Below are 16,144 nucleotides of genomic sequence, written 5' to 3'. Positions count from 1 at the left end.
GAGCGCTCGGCGGTATCGTGGAGGTGCCCCTACGCCGCTTCCGTGCCGCTCCTCCTCCGCCTCGCTCTCCTCGCTTCGCTCGGCGTCGGCGCCGTCGCCCAGCCGACGGATTCCCTCGCACAGGTCGCCGACTCCACCTCGGCTACCGACTCGCCCCCGCTCGCCGATTCCACTGCGGCGGGCCGCCCGGAGCCGCTCGCCGTCGAGACGCTGTCGGACTCGGCCGCCGCCGAGCTGGACTCCCTCGCCGTCGCGTCGCTCTCCGACTCGACGGAGACCGTCTCGAACGCGCTGGCCGAAGGCATCGACGTGACGCTGGTCGGCCGGGTCCTTTTTCGCATCTGGGGCGGCCTGGGCGACCTCTCCCTCAATCAGCGGGCGGAGCGGCTCTCAGCCCGCCTCGGGGAGTTGGCCCAGAGCCGCGAGATCGACCCCACCACGCTCCGCGTCGTCGACGGCCGCACGCTCACGACCATCCAGGTGGGCGATGTGATCGTGATGACGGTCACCGACGACGATGCGGCGGCCCTCGGGCTGCGCCGGTCCCTGGCCGCGACCCGCTACCGCGCACAGATCGTCGAGGCGGTGCTCGAATACCGCGAGCAGGCGACCCTGCGGGGGGTCCTCTGGGGCCTCGCGTACTCGCTGCTGGCGCTCGTCGTGCTCGTCGTGGCGCTGCGGCTCCTGGGACGAGCGTTCGCCTGGCTCGACACGCGCACGGTCGCGCTCCGGCGGCTGTACCTGCGCGGCATCCAGATCGGGACGCTGGAGGTGGTGGGCAAGGATCAGGTGTCGCGGTTCGGTCGGGCTCTGGTGGGGCTCGCCCGACTCGCGATCTCGCTCGTGTTCGTCTACACCTTCCTGACGTTCGCTTTCGGGCAGTTCCCGTGGACGCAGAGCTGGAGCCACAACCTGCTCGACGCCGCGCTCACACCGCTGCGCCAGCTCGGCGCCGTCCTGCTGAGTTCTGTCGACAACGTGATCGCGATCCTCGTGATCATCGTCGTGGTCCGGTGGATCATGCAGATCTCGGACTACCTCTTCCAGCGCGTCGCGCGCGGTGAGGCCGAACTGGCGGGCTTCCACGCCGACCTCGCCGACCCGACGCGCAAGATCGTCAAGTTCCTCCTCGTGGTGATGGGACTGATGCTGATCTATCCCTACACGCCCATCGCCGACAACCGCGGCTTCCAGGGGCTGACGGTCTTCTTCGGTCTCCTCCTGTCGCTCGGCTCCTCGACGGCCATCTCCAACATGGTGGCGGGCGTGGTGCTGACGTACACGCGCGCCTTCCGCATCGGCGACCGCGTTCGCATGGGCGAGGTGTTCGGGGACGTGGTGGAGAAGAGCTTCCTGGTGACGCGCGTCCGGACGACGAAGAACGAGGACATCTCGGTGCCGAACGCGAACGTGCTCTCGAACCACATCGTCAACTACTCGCGGATGGCGCGCGAGGGGAGCGGCGTGATCCTGCACACCGAGGTGACCATCGGCTACGACGTGCCCTGGCCGCAGGTCCACCAGCTGCTGACGCAGGCCGCCCGCGACACGGCGGGCATCGAGACCGAGCCGCCGCCGTTCGTGCTCCAGACCGGCCTCGGCGACTTCTCGGTGGCGTACCAGCTCAACGCGTACACCCGCGAGGTGACCCGCATGGCGCGCCTCTACAGCGACATGCACCAGAACATCCAGGACCAGTTCGCCGAGGCGGAGATCGAGATCCTGAGCCCCACCTACGGCGCCTACCGCGAGGGCCCGTCCACCGTCCCGGACGCTGCCGCGCTCCGCGACGACGAGGGCCGCCGGGCCGCGACGACGCCCACCTCGGCCACCGACGGGGCCGACGCCGCTCCCGAGGTGGACCCGGCCGACCTGCCGGACGTGGCCCTGCCACGCTTCCTTCGCGGAAAGGCGAAGGGGGACGAGGCGGCGGAGAGCTGACGACGCTTCTCCTTCTCGTTTTCCCGGTCCCAGGGGTTCGATTCGGCGATTGTAGTGTCTTCCGCTGTCTCCAACCGCTTCTTACCCCGTGCCGCTTCCCGATCCGTTCGTCGCTCGGCTTCAGCAGATCGTCCCGGCGGACCGTCTGGACGCCGTCCTCGCCTCCTTCGAGGCGCCCATCGCGACGGGCTTCCGCGTGAACACCATGCTCCGGGACGAGGAGGAGACGATCTCTGTCCTGATGGACGAGGGCGTTCCCGTCCAGGCTGTCGAGGGCGTCCCCGGCGCCTACGCCGTCCCGGCCGACAGCCGCCCGGTGCTGCTCGCCTCCCGGCCCTACGCCGACGGCCACATCTACATCCAGAACGTGTCCAGCCAGCTGGCGCCGATCGCGCTCGCGCCCCGCACCGGCGACCGCGTGCTGGACCTCTGCGCCGCGCCGGGCTCGAAGACGGGCCAGCTCTCCGCGCTCGTCGGGCGGCAGGGCGAGGTCACGGCCGTCGAGAAGGTGCGTCCGCGCTTCTACAAGCTCAAGGCCAACGTCTACGCGCAGGGCGCGACCAACGTGCTGCCGTGGATGGGCAACGGGGCCGTCTACTGGCGCCGCGAGCCCGAGTCCTTCGACCGCGTCCTCGTCGACGCGCCGTGCTCTACCGAGGGGCGCTTCCGGACGCACGATCCCGAGACGACGGCCTACTGGAGCCCCCGCAAGATCCGCGAGATGCGCTCCAAGCAGGTCAAGCTCCTCTGGGCGGGCATCCAGGCCCTCAAGCCCGGCGGCACGCTCGTCTACTCGACGTGCACCTTCGCGCCCGAGGAGAACGAGGGCGTCGTGGCCAAGGTGCTCCGCACCTTCGGCGACGCCATCGAGGTGGTCGATGCCGGCCTGCCGACGCGCGGCCCCGTCGCCGACCAGACCGTCCCCGGCCTCGACGCCTGGAACGACCGCCCGTTCGACTCGACCCTGGCCACGACCCGTCGCGTGCTGCCGAACACCCTCCTGGAAGGCTTCTACATCGCAAAGCTGGCCAAGCGGTCCAGCACTGTCGACAAGAGCTAGCGACCGGCCGCGTCAGGCGGTCGGCTTGGAGCGGGCCCGCGAGCGCGGTGCCGGGCCGTCGAGACGCGGCGTGTCGATGGGCTCGCGCGACATGGCGAACGGATCGTCGGGGACATCCACCTCGGGCGCCGCGCCGATCCACTCCGGCGCGACCGGGCGCCCGACGGCGTTCGCGGAGCCGAGGTCGAACGGATCGAGGACCTCGGGGGCCGGAGCAGGGCGGCTGGAGACAGGCCCTGCCGTTTCGAGGGCACGGAGGCGTAGCTCCAGATGGCGGAGCGCATCGTGGTTGGGCGCGACTTGGAGCAGGGCGGCGCGGCGCTCGATCCAGTCCCCTCCCAGGACGTGGCGGAAGACGGCCGCTGCGTGACTCGCCACGATCAGCGCCCACGCGACCCCCACCCACGCGGCCCACATCGCCCCGCCCATCACCAGATTCACCCCCAGCAGCACCGCCGTGACGACGGCGAATGCGGACAGGTGGCCGAAGAAACGAGACTCGGCGAGAGCCTGGGCACGGGCATCGGACGGAGTCATGACAGCGATGGTCAGAGGGGGAAACCTACGACCCGCAAGTCCTCCGCCACGCATCCGGCCCCAGGTATACCCTCTAGGAAACAGTCGCCTACGTGGTCGATTCGCTCCTCCGAACGCCTGAAAACGACCGGATTCAGCGCCTCCCGGTGAACGTCGACGAGCACGTCAAAGCCGAGGGTCAGGCGTGTAGTCGGTCCCGACGCACACGCGCAGCGCACCCGGCACGGCCTCGAAGGTGATGGGCACATTCGTCCTCAACTCGCCGTCGACGTTGAACCACATCCCTGGCTGCGAGGCCACACGGAGCCGCGACACCTGATTGTAGACGATGTCGGGGTCGTCGAGGTAGTCGCCGGCGAGGACGCGGGCGGCGAGGCGCACGAGGTCGGCATCGGCGCGGACGACGACCACGTCCAGGAGGCCGTCTTCCGGGTTGGCGCGTGGCGCGACCGGCTTGCCACCGCCCGCCGTCCGAGCGTTGGCCACGACGACGTTGTAGGCCGAGACCCGCTCGTCCGGGCCGTCGTCCCAGGAGATCCGCGTGTCGAAGTCGGCCAGGTTGGGCAGGGCCCTGGCCGCGCCCACGAGGTAGGCCAGCGGCCCCCAGGTGGCCTTCAGCTCCGACGTCATGACCTCGTCGACGGTCCCCGAGAAGCCGCCCGCGCACACGTTAATGGCGAACTCGGTCTCGTCGTCGTCCCCATCATGCGAGATCCGGATGACGTCGATCAGGCGGCGGTCGGCGTGGCGGAGCGCATCGATCGCGTCGAAGGGATGGAGCCCGATGGGCACCCCGAGCGTTCGCGCGAGGTCGTTGCCGGTACCGAGCGGAAGCAGACCGAGCGCAGGGCGCGTCGCGGCCGTCTCTCCGGCGCGCATCAGCCCGTTCGCCGCGAGGTGGACGGTGCCGTCGCCACCCGCGGCCACCACCAGGTCGATCCCCGCGTGCGAGGCCTCGGTCGCCGCATCCATGAGAGCGGCCGGATCGGCACAGTCGACGAAGTCGACGCCGGGCAGCGTGCGGAGCGACTCGAGGTCGGCCTCGGAGGCACTGCCGGCCGAGGCGTTGTAGAGGACGCGCATGAGAAAGGGGAAGGGCGGTGTGTACGCCCGATCCTCCTCGCGGATGCCTCTCGCCGCAGGAGTCTGGCGCCAACTGGTTTGGAGTCAAATGGTTTGGGGTCCATATTGTCCCCTCACCCTCGGCGTCGCCATGTCCCAGACCGTCACCTGGCTTCTCGGCCTGATCGGGCTCCTCGTCCTGACGTTCCTCTGCGTCTCGCTCCATGCCTCCGACATCGAAGCAGAGATGACCCGGCGCGTCGAGGCGGCCTTCGCCGGGGTGCCGGGCGCCACCGCCGAGGTGTCGGGCCGCGACGTGGTCCTGCGCGGGTCGGTGCCGACGACCGAGGCCGCGGCCGAGGCGGCATGGACCGCCTGGCACGTTCCGGGCGTCCGGCGCGTCCACAACGACCTGAACGTGACGGGAGGTGCGGCAGCCGAGGTGGTCTCGGGCGCGGGCGTCTCGCCGTTCACGCTGTCGCAGGCGGCCGGCGCGCTGGTCCTGCGCGGCGTCGTGCCCAACGGGGCCGTGCGGACGTCGCTGCTGGCGCGGGTGCGGGAGGCCTTCCCGGGCCGCGAGGTCCGGGATGAGCTGACCCTCGATGCAGGCGCTCGCGCCGACTGGGAGGCGTCGCTGCTGGCCCTCCTCGGACGCATCCGGGGCGTCAACCGCCCGGCGCTCTCCATCGAGCCGGGCGACGGCGGAGCCGGGGGCGTCGTCGTCCTCAGCGGCGCGGTGCCGACCGAGGCGGACAAAGCCGAGGTCGAGACCGCCGCGCGGGCGGCCGTGGCCGCGCCCTACACGCTCCGCAGCGACCTCATCGTGGAGGACCCCGCCATCGGCGACCAGCTCGAAGTCTCCGGCTCGACCGACGCCGACGTGGTGGCGGCCGAGGAGGCCTTCCGGGAGGCGCTCTCCATCGGCCAGATCGAGTTCGCCAGCGGCACCAATGACCTCACGCCGCAGTCGCGCGAGATCCTCGACCGCGTCGCCGCCGTCCTGACGCGCTTCCCGACGGTGGGCGCCGACGTGCAGGGCCACACGGACGCGCAGGGTGGGGAGGCTGCCAACCAGGCACTCAGCCAGGAACGCGCCGAGGCGGTCGAGGCCTACCTCCTCGCGCAGGGCGTCGCCGACGACGCCCTCACCGCGACCGGCTTCGGCGAGGGCCAGCCGATCGCCTCCAACGACACTGCCGACGGGCGCGCGCGCAACCGGCGCGTCGTCTTCGCTCTCCGCCGTCTCTAGACCCACCTCACCCCATGGGCTACCTCATCTCCCAGATCTTCCTCTGCCTGCTGGCCGCGTTCCTGCTCGGCCTCCTGCTCGGCTGGCTCCTCTGGAGCCGCCGTCGCGAGACGGAGACCGTCGTCACGGACGACCGCGCCCTCGCGACGGCGCGCACGCGCATCCAGGCCCTCGAAGCTGACCTCGCGGACTGCCGCGCCGCGAGCGCCAGCGCGGCTGCACCGGTCGCCGCCGCCTCAGCCTCGGGTGCCGCGACGGGCCTGTTCGGCGCCCCGGCCGAGAAGCCGATCGACGACCTCAAGCGCATCTCTGGCATCGGGCCGAAGATCGAGCGCCAGTTGGCGGGCATCGGCGTGACCACCTTCCGTCAGATCGCGAACTTCACTTCCGACGATGTGGAACGCGTCAACGACGCCATCCAGGTGTTCCAGGGGCGGATCGAGCGCGAGGACTGGATCGCGCAAGCGCGCGACCTGCACCGCGAGGACTACGGCGACGAGGCGTAGCGGGGCGAGGGACGTCGCCCGATCCCGCGTGCCTCCCGCACCTCATCGTGCGTCGCGGACGCGCTGAGCGAAGGCGAACAGGTCGCGCATCCGATCCGGGTCGAGGCCCATCATCGCTGAGGCGCCTTCGCGGTCGGCCTCGACGGCGGTCCCGAGCGACTGGCGGATGCCGGGGTCGCCGCCAGTGAACATCGCCACCAGCTCGTCCCACCGGTCGATGAGGGCGCGGGCGGTAGGGGCGGCCGGGTTGGTGCCCGCGTCCATCTCCCGGCCGACGGCCTCGAAGAGGCGCGGCCACTCGGCCTCGACGGCGCGGATGGCGTCCTCGCCGAAGGACTCACGGCGGTCGGCGAGCTGCTGGAGTTGCCCGGGCGTGTAGTGGCGGTCGAAGGCAGACATGGCGGTGGTGAGAGTGAGGAAGGTGTCGGGAGGGATGGGCGCTCCAGCGGTGGCGCGCTGCTGGAGAAGGCGCCCGAGGTCGCCGAGGCGGTCCGCGAGCGCGTCGAGGCGGCGAGCCTCGGCGGCCAGCGCCTCCCGCTGGCGAGCCACGAGCGCGACCGGGTCGGCGTCGGGCGCGTCGAGCACCTCGCGGATCGCGTCCAGCCCGAGGCCGAGCGCGCGGAGCGCGGTGACGTGGAACAGCCGCTCGGCGTCGGCCGGGCCATAGCGCCGGTGGCCGGCGCCGGTCCGGCGGGGATGGAGCAGGCCGGCCGCCTCGTAGTGGTGCAGCGCGCGAACGCTGACACCGGCCCGCGCGGCCAGCTCACCGACGCGGAGCCCGAGGGCGTCGCCGGAAGGGAGGGAACGGTGAGTCATCGGACCAGGAGGCGGGATGGCGAAGCGTACGGACCTGACGCGGGGGGAGGAGCAAGCGCCGTCGCGTAGCTTCACCGTCTCTCCGCACACTGATCCCGCCGATGTCCTCGTCCCGCCGTTTCGGCTTCGTCCTCCTGACCGTCATGCTCGCCGCCTCCGCCTCCGCTCAGACGCGCCTCGCCTACGATGGGGGCTGGACGGACACCGCCTCGGGCGACGCCATCGTCTCGTTGCCCGAGGGCTACGACGCGGCCCCGGACCGCGACTGGCCGCTGCTTCTGTTTCTCCACGGCGCGGGCGAACGGGGCGACAGCCTCGCCGTGGTGGGCGTCCACGGACCGCTGAAGGAGCGGGCGGCGGGCCGTGACCTCCCCTTCGTGATCGTAGCTCCCCAGGTCCCGACGGGCAGCCGGTGGACGGTCGGGCGCGTGGCGGCGGCGCTGGACGCGGCCATCGCGCAGTACCGCATCGACGAGAGCCGCGTCTACCTGACGGGCCTGTCGATGGGCGGGTTCGGGACGTGGGAGGCCATCATGCGCATGCCGGAGCGGTTCGCGGCGGCGGTCCCGATCTGCGGCGGTGGGCTTCCACTCGGGATCGAGGCCGCCCGCGACGTGCCCGTGTGGGCGTTCCACGGCGCCATGGACCCCGTCGTCCCGATCGAGATGTCGGTCGGCATGGTGCGCACACTCCGGAACGCGGGCGGCGACGTACGCTTCACCGTCTACCCGGACGCCGGGCACGACTCGTGGTCGGAAGCCTATGCCTCCGATGACCTCTACACGTGGCTCCTGAGCCACCACCTCGACGACTGATCATGCGACACCTTCTGCTCCTCGCCCTCCTCCTCGGCGCCTGCGCCGATGCCCCCGATGAGCCCGCGACGGCCGATCCCAGCGCCCCCTCCCCCCTCGTCACGCCCGAGACGGACCAGCCCTCACCCGAGGTCGCCCCACCAGAGGATCTCGCGGCCGCCCCTCCCCTGCTGAGTCTGGAGGACCTCGGCGGGGACTGGGTCTTCTGCTCCGGAGACGGCGCGCTCGACGAGGCGGCCACCGTGGAAGGCGCGGAGATGCGGACCTACCTCCACGACCGCCCGGCCCTCGTGACCTCCGTCGAGGTCAGCGGAGACACGGTCCTCTTCGATGGCAGAACCTACCGGGCAGCACGGGACGGCGAGGCACTGAGGCTGGAGGACGACCTCGGCACGTCGGTGTACGCGCGATCGGCCGAGGCTTGTCCTTGACCGAGCGATCTCAGGCGCGGCCGGCCTTGGGGAGCATCGTCCCCTTCTCAGAAGACTTCGGCTTCGGGGCAGGCGGCGGCGCCCAGCTGGCGAACGACGGCGGTGGCGCGACGGGCCAGGGGGCAGGCGTGATGCGGGGAGGCGTCATAGCGAGTGGGCGACAGACCAGGGATCCGAATATAATGAGGCATGATTAGATGAGATCAAAAATTTTTAATATCAATCTCGTCCTCGCCCGAAGGGTCTCCGCGAGAGATCGGCGTGTTGGAGGCCAGCTTTAGCGTCTGCCGGTCATCGGTCTGCTCCCGGGTCCCGGTCCACCACGAGATGAGGCAGAGTCGCGAGGTCCCACGGCCAAACCAGGCCCTCCGCATTGCCCTCCACTCTCTCGGCCCCCCAGAGGTGTTCCACGAGCCAGAACGCGGGCTCGTAGCTCATCCCGCCCCCGACCGACGTGATGTAGGTACCGTCCACCACCAGCCGCACGTCATCGCGGACGTCCACCTCGGGGAAGCGCTCGGCCATGGCGGCGCGGTCGGCGGGAAAGGTGGTCGCCACGCGGCCGTCGAGGAGGCCCGTCGCCGCGAGCGGGAAGGCACCGTCGCAGACCGTCAGGACCCATTCGGCGGCCTCGGCAGCATGGGGCACGTAGCTCATGTAGGCGTCGTCGTCCAGGTCGCGGTCGAGGCTGCCGTCGGTGCTGGGGATGACGAGGATGTCGGCCCGTGGGGCCGTCGCGAAGCTGTAGTGAGCGTCCACACGGAGCCCCTCGAACGTGGTCACCGGGCCGCCGTCGGGTGACACCACAACCGGCTCGACGTAGTCCAGCGAATCGCGAAAGACGGTGTGGTGGAGCACGTCGTAGGGGGCCATCAGCTCCGAGTTGAACACGCCGTCGGTGACCACGAACGCCGCGAGGCGGACCGTCCCGCCTGCGGCCTCGACCTCGGCGATCCGCGACTCGACGGCGGCAGCGAGGTCCGCGGCGGGGTGCGGGTCCGAGGCACACCCCACGGACGCGATGAGGCCGAGAACGAGTGCGAAGCGGATCCGAGGGGCGCGCATGAGGGCGTACGTGAGGACCTCAAGCTAGAGCGACTCCAGCCGCTGACTCGGGGAGGAGCAAGTCGCCTATCGGCCCGTCCGGACGGGCACGCCGGGGTGAACGGCCGAACGCTCGTGGGCACGCGCCTCGTCCACGGCCCTGGAGAGCGAGGGCGCCAGGGACCGTGCAAACGTCGCCGTCATGTGGTTGTCGTCGCGCCAGGCGACCAGCGTGTCGCCTCGGAGGGCTGCGCACGTCCCCGTCGGGCAGAGGACACGCGTCAGGTCCACGGTCGAGACGTTCTCGAAGGCCGACGCGGCGTCCACCTGGGCCTGGTACACCGCCTGGCCCTGACCGCCGTCGAGGGCGAACGAGCAGTCCAGGCCTGGCCGCTTCTTCCTGCGAGCGAGACAGGAGGGGACGTCGAACCCGGGATGTGGCGTGTCCCGGACGACCAGCACGGAGCCACTGGCCCTGGAGAGCCGAGAGAACGTGCGTGCGGTCCCGGAAGCCCACTCGGCGGGAGGGATGCCGTCGAACGAGGTCCACGCGGAGCTGACGATGACCATCTCCGGGCTCAGCGCGTCGATCCGGTCCATCGCGTTCGAGCGCCAGGCATCGCACTCGACGAAGTCGCGCCCCAGCTTGGCGTTCCACCTCGTCGCATCGATGGCGGGGCAACTGGACTTCATCACGGTCTCGAGCCGCCATCCGTGTGCTGCGGCCACGCGGTCGGCCGCAGCCAGCCACTGGAAAGCGTGACTGTCTCCGTACAGCACGGCCACCCTGGACGAGGTCGTGTCACCGAGGGCGCAGTTCGTCAGGCCCGTCCCCCGGACGTCGGTGATGCAGTAGGTCCCGAGGTCGATGTCGTCGACGGCCCGAGAGTAGAGGGCCTGATCTGGCGACCGCGCAGCGCGGATGGCCTCCGCTCTCCACCCGAAGGCGAGTGCGACGCCACCCGCGGTGAGCGCGACGAGGAGCATCCCCCCTCGTGCTGGACGCCCAGCGAGCCAGCGGTGGTGCCGGACGGGGTTCTCCACAAAGCGGTACGACCCCTCCGCCAGCACGAGCGAGAACGCCAGGAGCCCGAGCCGGACCGGAAGCGAGAGGTGGCCTCCTACACCCTCCACCCACAGCCCGTCGGCGAAGACCAGCACGGGCCAGTGCCAGAGGTACCAGGAGTACGAGAGCCGCCCGGCCTCCCGGAGGGGGCGCCACTCCAGGAAGCGGCTCAGCGCCGTGGTCGGCTGCCCGACCCCTGCCCGGAGCGCCAGGACCGTCCCGACGACCGGGGCCAGCGCGGCCCAGCCGGGAAACGACGTCCGCGCCGTGTACAGCGTGCTGGCGCCGACGATGGCGACGAGCCCCACCCACCCGAGCACGCGAGTCCCGATCTCCGACTCGGCCCCGTGCACCGCGAGAACCCGGACGCGGGGAAGCAGCGCCCCGAGCCCTCCCACGGCGAACTCCCACGCCCGCGGGGGCGAGGCGAAGAAGGCCCAGTGGGTCCGATACGTCCCCATGAGGACGACCGTGAGCGCGAACGTCGCGACGGCGACGGCGCCCATGGTCCAGGCGAGGCGCCGACGGCTCAGCGCGAGCCGCCCCCTGCGGAGCCACGGGACCCCGACCAGACCGACCAGGACGAGGAGGGGCCAGCCGAGGTAAAACTGCTCCTCGACTGCGAGCGACCAGGTGTGCAGCAGAGGGTTCGTCTCTGCATCGGCCGCCAGGTAGTCGGTCGCGCCCGCCGCGAAGTGCATGTTCGAGACATAAGCCGCTGTCGCGAGCGCCGTCCGCGCGATGCCCTGCTGCTCGAGCGGCGAGTAGAAGACGGACGCGAATACCGTCGTGGCGAGGAGCAGGACCGCGGCCGCGGGGAGAAGGCGCCGGGCACGGCGAGCGTAGAACCGAGCGAGGTCGAGCCGACCGGTCCGCTCGACCTCGGCGACCAGAATTCCGGTGATGAGGTAGCCCGAGAGAGCGAAGAACACGTCGACGCCCACGTAGCCTCCAGAGAAGCCAGGCACTCCAGCGTGGTAGAGCACGACGAGGAGGACGGCGATGCCGCGCACCCCCTCGATGTCAGCTCGAAAGGGGGGCCGCTCGCCAGGCGTCCGGAGGGGCTGGAAAGCGAGGGCAGGGCGATGCGACTCCGCGGTCTCGTTGCTCATCTGTCGGAATCTAGCGGGCAGACACAGGGAGGGGTCTCGCCGCCGAAGCCGAGTCCCCGAGCCTTCGTCTGGCGTTCGTTCCGATGCCAAAGCGTGCGGCAACGGCACTCTGCCCGGCGTCCCGCGTATGTCTGCGACTCTCAGGCCGTCTCTCCTGAGCCGCGTCTCCCTCCCCACGACATGTCCGACTGGTTCACCGCCGACCCCACCGCTCTTCTCGCTGTAGCCCTGTCCGCCGTCGCGGTCTTCGCCATCCTGATCGGGCTCGTCCGGCTGGTCGGGTTGCGCAGCTTCTCGAAGATGACGAGCGTCGACTTCGCGATGACGATCGCCACAGGCTCCATCCTGGCGACGGCGGTGCTCTCCGAGTCCCCTTCCCTGCCGCGAGCGGCGGTCGCGCTGGTGAGCCTGTTCGCGATCCAGGTGGTGGTGTCGTGGCTTCGGAAGCACACCTCGTGGGCCGAGCACGTGTTCGACAACGAACCGGTCGTGCTGATGGCCGGGAATCGGATGCTGACCGACAACCTCCGGAAGACGCGCGTTACCGAGAACGACGTGTGGGCCAAGCTCCGCGAGGCGAACGTGCTGGACCCCTCGGAGGTGCGGGCGGTCGTGCTGGAGACGACCGGTGACATCTCCGTGCTCCACGGGGACGCGGCGGGGACCGCGCTCCACCCGTGTCTGCTGCGCGGCGTCCGGGAATCGGACCGCGTCGAACTCGGCGAGGACGATTACACCGTCTGAGATGGGCGACTTCGACCCGGCCGACTGGCTGTTCACGACCTGGGGCACCGTCGGGGACGTGGTGCTGACGGCGGTCGGCATCTACGTGGCGCTGATCGTCTACACCCGCCTCGCCGGGCTGCGGACGTTCTCGAAGCTGTCAGGCTTCGACTTCGCGATGACGGTCGCGATCGGCTCCATCGTAGCGGGCAGCGTCCTGTTCGACGGGCCCTCGCTGCTCCGCGCCGTCGTGGCGCTGACGGTCATCTTTACGCTCCAGATCGGGCTCGCCGTGCTCCGACAGCGGAGCCGGGCCGTCTCGAACGCCGTCGACAACGAGCCGCTGTTGCTGATGACGAAGGACGGCATGGTGCGTGACAACCTCCGCCGCGCCAGGGTCACCGAGGCCGACGTGTGGGCCAAGCTCCGCGAAGCGAATGTCCTCCGCGCCTCCGAGGTCCGGGCGGTGGTGTTCGAGACCACCGGCGACATCTCCGTTCTGCACGGCCCGCCGGACGGCGAGGCGCTGGAGGCCTGCCTGCTCACCGACGTCCGCGACGCGGACCGTGTGGAGACCGTCGACCGCGACAACGCTGCCCGCTACCTGTGACGCCCTATCCCCGCCAGCCGACGGCGGCGGGTCGGGCGCAGCCGGTGCTGCCCGAGGACCGTCGCAGCGGCGACCACGAAGAAGACCAAGAAGAGCGAGAGCAGGGCGAGGACCATGGAGCCAGGAGGTGTCGTGCCCGAGAGACACGCAACCGGCAGCAGCGTTGCTCCGACACAGAACCGCCCACCTCGGCGGCGTAGCCGAGGCGGGCGGAATCGTCCGGGAGGAGCGCCGGGCCTACGACGCCAGGAAGTCCAGCAGGACGCGGTTCACCTCGTCCTTGTGCGTGTGGTTCAGACCGTGCGGACCGCCCTCGACGGTATGCACCGTGCTGCCTTCTACCAGCTCGCTGCCGGTCTTGGCCGACGTCTCGAACGGGACGATCTGGTCGTCGTCGCCGTGGATGAACAGCGTCGGCACGTCGATCCGCGCGGCATCGGCGCGGAAGTCGGTCAGGCCGAAGGCGTCCACGCAGTCGACGGTCGCCTTGGGCTGCGCCATCGCGGCGATGGACCAGTGGTAGTGGAGCACCTGCTCTGAGATCGTGTCGGAGAGCGTGTCGTAGTTGACGAAGTCCTTCCCGAACGATTGCAGGAAGGCCGGGCGGTCCTCTTTCAGGCCTGCCTTCATGTCGTCGAAGGTGCTCTTCGGGACGCCGTTCGGGTTGTCGTCGGTCTTGAGCATGTACGGGAAGACAGAGCTCATGAACACGAGCTTCTTGACCCGGTCGGTGCCGTACGTGCCGACGTAGCGGCCCAGCTCACCGCCGCCCATCGAGAAGCCGACGAGGTTCACGTCGGTCAGGTCGAGCTCGGTGAGCAGGTCGTTGAGGTCGGCCGCGAACGTGTCGTAGTCGTAGCCGGAGGCGGGGAAGGCCGACGACCCGAAGCCACGCCGGTCGTAGGCGATCACGCGGTAGCCCGCCTCCGTGAGGGGCCAGAGCTGCGGCTCGAACATGCGGTGGCTCAGCGGCCACCCGTGGATCAGGACGACCGTCCCGGCCGAGCCCTCGGGGTTGAGGTCCTGGTAGAACAGCTCGGCGGTCGGCGTCGCGGTGGAGGTCTTGACGTTGGGCATGGAAGAGAGGGAGAGAGAGGAGGTCGCGAAGCCAGGGACGACCGGAAGAAAGGAGACGTGTGATACCGGACCGCGCATAGAGGGTTTGAAGCAGGCCCGGCTTTTCCAGGCTCTTCGTGCGAAATGGGGCGATCCCGGATCGGCAACCGGGACTGGCCCGGCGGCGTCTTGGCAGCCCCCTCCGCCCGCCCGATGCCCCCCTTCCCCGCCCCGTTCTTCCGCTGGCGCCCTCACCCGTGGCACGGCCTCGACGCCGGGCCGGATGCCCCGCGCATCGTGACGGCCTACGTCGAGATCACACCGTTCGACTCGGTCAAGTACGAGCTCGACAAGGTCACCGGCTACACCCGCGTCGACCGACCCCAGCGCAGTTCGGCCTTCCCGCCGACGCTCTACGGCTTCATCCCGCGGACCTACTGCGCCGAGCGCGTCGCGGCGCTCTCCGGCCCCGAAGCCACGCGCGGCGACCACGACCCGCTGGACATCTGCGTCGTCTCCGAGCGCCAGATTGAGCGCGCCGACATCACGCTCGACGCCCGCGTCGTCGGCGGCCTCCAGATGATCGACCACGGCGAGGCGGACGACAAGATCGTGGCCGTGCTCCGCAACGACCTCTTCTGGGGCAAGGTGACCGAGATGAGCGAGCTGCCCGAGAAGCTCGTCGAGCGCCTCACGCACTACTTCTCGACCTACAAGCTGGTCCCCGGCGGCAGCGACTCGACGGCCTCAATCGCGCGCACCTACGGCCGCGCCCATGCCGAGGAGGTCATCGAGGCCGCCCGGGCCGACTACCGCGATGAGTTCGAGGGGCCGGAGTAGGTCCCAGACTTCCCACCTCGGCCGGCTTGCGAGCGTCGTCCGGGAGGAGGTAGCGTGCGGCACGCCGGGCTCTCCGGATCCACGCCCCTCCTCCCTCTCCCCTGCCCTGTGCTCGCCCCCCAGACGGACCTCTTCTCGCTCCCCAGCGGCGTTCACTATCTGAATGCGGCGTACATGACGCCGATGCCGAAGACGGTCGAGGAGGCAGGTATCGCAGGCGTCCGCGCCAAGCGCCTGCCGACCGACATCGCGCCGGCGACGTTCTTCTCGACGGCCGACCGCGTCCGGCAACTGGTGGCGAGGTTGATCGGGGACCCCGACGGTGCCGCGCACGTCGCCCTCATCCCGGCCGTGTCGTACGCCATGGCGACGGTCGCGGCGAACCTGCCGGTCGAGACGGGCCAGACGGTGGTGGTGGTCGCTGAGCAGTTCCCGAGCCACATTTACCCGTGGCGGCGGCTCGCGGATGAGAACGGGGCCACCATCGTCACGGTCCAGGCGCCCGGACCGCTGGGCACGCCGGGGCGCACGGCCGACTGGAACGCGCGCCTGCTCGACGCCATCGGCCCCGAGACCGCCCTTGTCGCCATCCCCAACGTCCACTGGGCCGACGGGACCGTGTTCGACCTCGCCGCCGTCGGCGCGCGGTGCCGCGAGACCGGCGCCGCGTTCGTCGTGGACGGCACCCAGTCGGTGGGCGCACTGCCGATCTCGGTCGCCGAGGCGCGACCGGACGCGCTGGCGATGGCGGGCTACAAGTGGTTGCTGGGTCCGTACGGGATGGGCGCGCTGTGGCTCGGCGAGCGCTTCCGCGACGGGCGTCCGCTCGAAGAGAACTGGATCGCCCGCGCGGGCAGCGACCGCTTCGACGGGCTCACGGACTACGAGGACGCCTACGCCGCCGGCGCCGTCCGCTTCGATGTCGGCGAGCGCTCCAACCCGATCCTGCTGCCGATGCTGGCGGCGGGCATCGAGCAGATCCACGCCTGGGGCGCCGACCGGATCCAGGCGACCTGCCGGGCGCTGGCCACCCGCATCGTCGACGGAGCGCGCGACCTCGGCTACGGCGCCGCCGAGGCGGACGAGCGGGCCGGGCACCTGTTCGGGCTCCGCCCACCGAAAGGTGCCTCGATGGAGGCGATCCGCGAAGCGCTGACGGCGCACCACGTGTCGGTATCCGTCCGTGGCGGCGTCCTACGGGTGTCACCGCACGTATACAACGACGCTGACGACGCGGACGCGCTCTTGGCAGCCCTCGCTGACGCCGCGCCCTAGG

At 70.6% G+C, this 16,144-nt stretch carries 17 protein-coding genes; 10 read left to right on the top strand and 7 right to left on the bottom strand.

Annotation, left to right across the window (positions count from 1 at the left end):
- Nucleotides 1-42: 42 nt before the first annotated feature.
- Nucleotides 43-1,941 (top strand): mechanosensitive ion channel family protein, encoded by a 1,899-nt coding sequence (locus B1759_RS09710; protein ID WP_095514806.1) that lies wholly within the window; start codon nucleotides 43-45, stop codon nucleotides 1,939-1,941.
- Nucleotides 1,942-2,029: 88 nt separating this feature from the next.
- A complete protein-coding gene (locus B1759_RS09705; protein WP_095514805.1) occupies nucleotides 2,030-3,001 on the top strand; it encodes an RsmB/NOP family class I SAM-dependent RNA methyltransferase in 972 nt (323 codons plus the stop codon).
- A 12-nt stretch (nucleotides 3,002-3,013) separates the two neighbouring features.
- Here B1759_RS09705 and B1759_RS09700 read toward each other — a convergent pair whose 3' ends face one another.
- Nucleotides 3,014-3,538 (bottom strand): 2TM domain-containing protein, encoded by a 525-nt coding sequence (locus tag B1759_RS09700; protein ID WP_158225197.1) that lies wholly within the window; start codon nucleotides 3,536-3,538, stop codon nucleotides 3,014-3,016.
- 165 nt (nucleotides 3,539-3,703) lie between these two features.
- Nucleotides 3,704-4,621 carry a diacylglycerol kinase family protein gene (locus B1759_RS09695; RefSeq protein ID WP_095514803.1) on the bottom strand — a complete coding sequence of 306 codons (918 nt, stop codon included), beginning with the start codon at nucleotides 4,619-4,621 and terminating at the stop codon, nucleotides 3,704-3,706.
- A gap of 130 nt (nucleotides 4,622-4,751) precedes the next feature.
- Here B1759_RS09695 and B1759_RS09690 point away from each other — a divergent pair, with 130 nt between their 5' ends.
- Nucleotides 4,752-5,849, top strand: coding sequence for an OmpA family protein (locus tag B1759_RS09690; RefSeq protein WP_158225196.1), 1,098 nt, complete (start codon nucleotides 4,752-4,754; stop codon nucleotides 5,847-5,849).
- 14 nt (nucleotides 5,850-5,863) lie between these two features.
- On the top strand, nucleotides 5,864-6,355 hold the full coding sequence (locus B1759_RS09685) for a hypothetical protein (protein ID WP_095514801.1): 492 nt from the start codon (nucleotides 5,864-5,866) through the stop codon (nucleotides 6,353-6,355).
- 42 nt (nucleotides 6,356-6,397) lie between these two features.
- Here B1759_RS09685 and B1759_RS09680 read toward each other — a convergent pair whose 3' ends face one another.
- Nucleotides 6,398-7,171, bottom strand: coding sequence for a MerR family transcriptional regulator (locus tag B1759_RS09680; RefSeq protein WP_095514800.1), 774 nt, complete (start codon nucleotides 7,169-7,171; stop codon nucleotides 6,398-6,400).
- Between the two features lie 101 nt (nucleotides 7,172-7,272).
- Here B1759_RS09680 and B1759_RS09675 point away from each other — a divergent pair, with 101 nt between their 5' ends.
- The gene (locus tag B1759_RS09675; protein ID WP_198948809.1) at nucleotides 7,273-7,986 is read left to right on the top strand and encodes a prolyl oligopeptidase family serine peptidase; all 714 of its coding nucleotides are present in this window, start codon (nucleotides 7,273-7,275) and stop codon (nucleotides 7,984-7,986) included.
- Between the two features lie 2 nt (nucleotides 7,987-7,988).
- Complete coding sequence (locus B1759_RS09670) at nucleotides 7,989-8,417, top strand: hypothetical protein (protein ID WP_095514799.1); 429 nt, start codon at nucleotides 7,989-7,991, stop codon at nucleotides 8,415-8,417.
- Nucleotides 8,418-8,708: 291 nt separating this feature from the next.
- Here B1759_RS09670 and B1759_RS09665 read toward each other — a convergent pair whose 3' ends face one another.
- Together B1759_RS09665 and B1759_RS09660 are read right to left on the bottom strand one after the other, a co-directional pair.
- On the bottom strand, nucleotides 8,709-9,482 hold the full coding sequence (locus B1759_RS09665) for a DJ-1/PfpI family protein (protein WP_095514798.1): 774 nt from the start codon (nucleotides 9,480-9,482) through the stop codon (nucleotides 8,709-8,711).
- Nucleotides 9,483-9,548: 66 nt separating this feature from the next.
- Nucleotides 9,549-11,639 (bottom strand): acyltransferase family protein, encoded by a 2,091-nt coding sequence (locus B1759_RS09660; protein WP_095514797.1) that lies wholly within the window; start codon nucleotides 11,637-11,639, stop codon nucleotides 9,549-9,551.
- A gap of 180 nt (nucleotides 11,640-11,819) precedes the next feature.
- Here B1759_RS09660 and B1759_RS09655 point away from each other — a divergent pair, with 180 nt between their 5' ends.
- Nucleotides 11,820-12,383 (top strand): DUF421 domain-containing protein, encoded by a 564-nt coding sequence (locus B1759_RS09655; RefSeq protein WP_095514796.1) that lies wholly within the window; start codon nucleotides 11,820-11,822, stop codon nucleotides 12,381-12,383.
- Between the two features lies 1 nt (nucleotide 12,384).
- Complete coding sequence (locus B1759_RS09650; RefSeq protein ID WP_095514795.1) at nucleotides 12,385-12,972, top strand: DUF421 domain-containing protein; 588 nt, start codon at nucleotides 12,385-12,387, stop codon at nucleotides 12,970-12,972.
- Here the strand turns inward: B1759_RS09650 and B1759_RS20355 are convergent.
- Nucleotides 12,963-13,088 carry a hypothetical protein gene (locus B1759_RS20355; protein ID WP_255380492.1) on the bottom strand — a complete coding sequence of 42 codons (126 nt, stop codon included), beginning with the start codon at nucleotides 13,086-13,088 and terminating at the stop codon, nucleotides 12,963-12,965. The two genes, B1759_RS09650 and B1759_RS20355, sit on opposite strands and share 10 nt — an antisense overlap.
- Nucleotides 13,089-13,209: 121 nt before the next feature.
- Nucleotides 13,210-14,049: an alpha/beta fold hydrolase gene (locus tag B1759_RS09645; RefSeq protein WP_095514794.1), complete on the bottom strand. Its 840-nt coding sequence runs from the start codon at nucleotides 14,047-14,049 to the stop codon at nucleotides 13,210-13,212.
- A gap of 192 nt (nucleotides 14,050-14,241) precedes the next feature.
- Here B1759_RS09645 and B1759_RS09640 point away from each other — a divergent pair, with 192 nt between their 5' ends.
- Both B1759_RS09640 and B1759_RS09635 read left to right on the top strand, forming a co-directional pair.
- Nucleotides 14,242-14,868: an inorganic pyrophosphatase gene (locus tag B1759_RS09640; protein WP_095515100.1), complete on the top strand. Its 627-nt coding sequence runs from the start codon at nucleotides 14,242-14,244 to the stop codon at nucleotides 14,866-14,868.
- A 108-nt stretch (nucleotides 14,869-14,976) separates the two neighbouring features.
- Nucleotides 14,977-16,143 carry an aminotransferase class V-fold PLP-dependent enzyme gene (locus B1759_RS09635; RefSeq protein ID WP_198948808.1) on the top strand — a complete coding sequence of 389 codons (1,167 nt, stop codon included), beginning with the start codon at nucleotides 14,977-14,979 and terminating at the stop codon, nucleotides 16,141-16,143.
- Nucleotide 16,144: the final 1 nt, after the last annotated feature.

Origin of the sequence: Rubrivirga sp. SAORIC476 (assembly GCF_002283555.1) — a bacterium.
In the GTDB taxonomy this organism is placed as follows: domain Bacteria; phylum Bacteroidota; class Rhodothermia; order Rhodothermales; family Rubricoccaceae; genus Rubrivirga.
The sequence above is the reverse complement of the archived record's forward strand: the minus strand, read 5'-3'. Positions and strand labels throughout refer to the sequence as shown.

What these genes read in the sequence shown, in the direction of transcription:
- B1759_RS09700 (WP_158225197.1), bottom strand. Translation starts at nt 3,538, where the DNA reads ATGACTCCGTCCGATGCCCGTGCCCAGGCTCTCGCCGAGTCTCGTTTC.
- B1759_RS09695 (WP_095514803.1), bottom strand. Translation starts at nt 4,621, where the DNA reads ATGCGCGTCCTCTACAACGCCTCGGCCGGCAGTGCCTCCGAGGCCGAC.
- B1759_RS09690 (WP_158225196.1), top strand. Translation starts at nt 4,752, where the DNA reads ATGTCCCAGACCGTCACCTGGCTTCTCGGCCTGATCGGGCTCCTCGTC.
- B1759_RS09685 (WP_095514801.1), top strand. Translation starts at nt 5,864, where the DNA reads ATGGGCTACCTCATCTCCCAGATCTTCCTCTGCCTGCTGGCCGCGTTC.
- B1759_RS09680 (WP_095514800.1), bottom strand. Translation starts at nt 7,171, where the DNA reads ATGACTCACCGTTCCCTCCCTTCCGGCGACGCCCTCGGGCTCCGCGTC.
- B1759_RS09675 (WP_198948809.1), top strand. Translation starts at nt 7,273, where the DNA reads ATGTCCTCGTCCCGCCGTTTCGGCTTCGTCCTCCTGACCGTCATGCTC.
- B1759_RS09670 (WP_095514799.1), top strand. Translation starts at nt 7,989, where the DNA reads ATGCGACACCTTCTGCTCCTCGCCCTCCTCCTCGGCGCCTGCGCCGAT.
- B1759_RS09665 (WP_095514798.1), bottom strand. Translation starts at nt 9,482, where the DNA reads ATGCGCGCCCCTCGGATCCGCTTCGCACTCGTTCTCGGCCTCATCGCG.
- B1759_RS09660 (WP_095514797.1), bottom strand. Translation starts at nt 11,639, where the DNA reads ATGAGCAACGAGACCGCGGAGTCGCATCGCCCTGCCCTCGCTTTCCAG.
- B1759_RS09655 (WP_095514796.1), top strand. Translation starts at nt 11,820, where the DNA reads ATGTCCGACTGGTTCACCGCCGACCCCACCGCTCTTCTCGCTGTAGCC.
- B1759_RS09650 (WP_095514795.1), top strand. Translation starts at nt 12,385, where the DNA reads ATGGGCGACTTCGACCCGGCCGACTGGCTGTTCACGACCTGGGGCACC.
- B1759_RS20355 (WP_255380492.1), bottom strand. Translation starts at nt 13,088, where the DNA reads ATGGTCCTCGCCCTGCTCTCGCTCTTCTTGGTCTTCTTCGTGGTCGCC.
- B1759_RS09645 (WP_095514794.1), bottom strand. Translation starts at nt 14,049, where the DNA reads ATGCCCAACGTCAAGACCTCCACCGCGACGCCGACCGCCGAGCTGTTC.
- B1759_RS09640 (WP_095515100.1), top strand. Translation starts at nt 14,242, where the DNA reads ATGCCCCCCTTCCCCGCCCCGTTCTTCCGCTGGCGCCCTCACCCGTGG.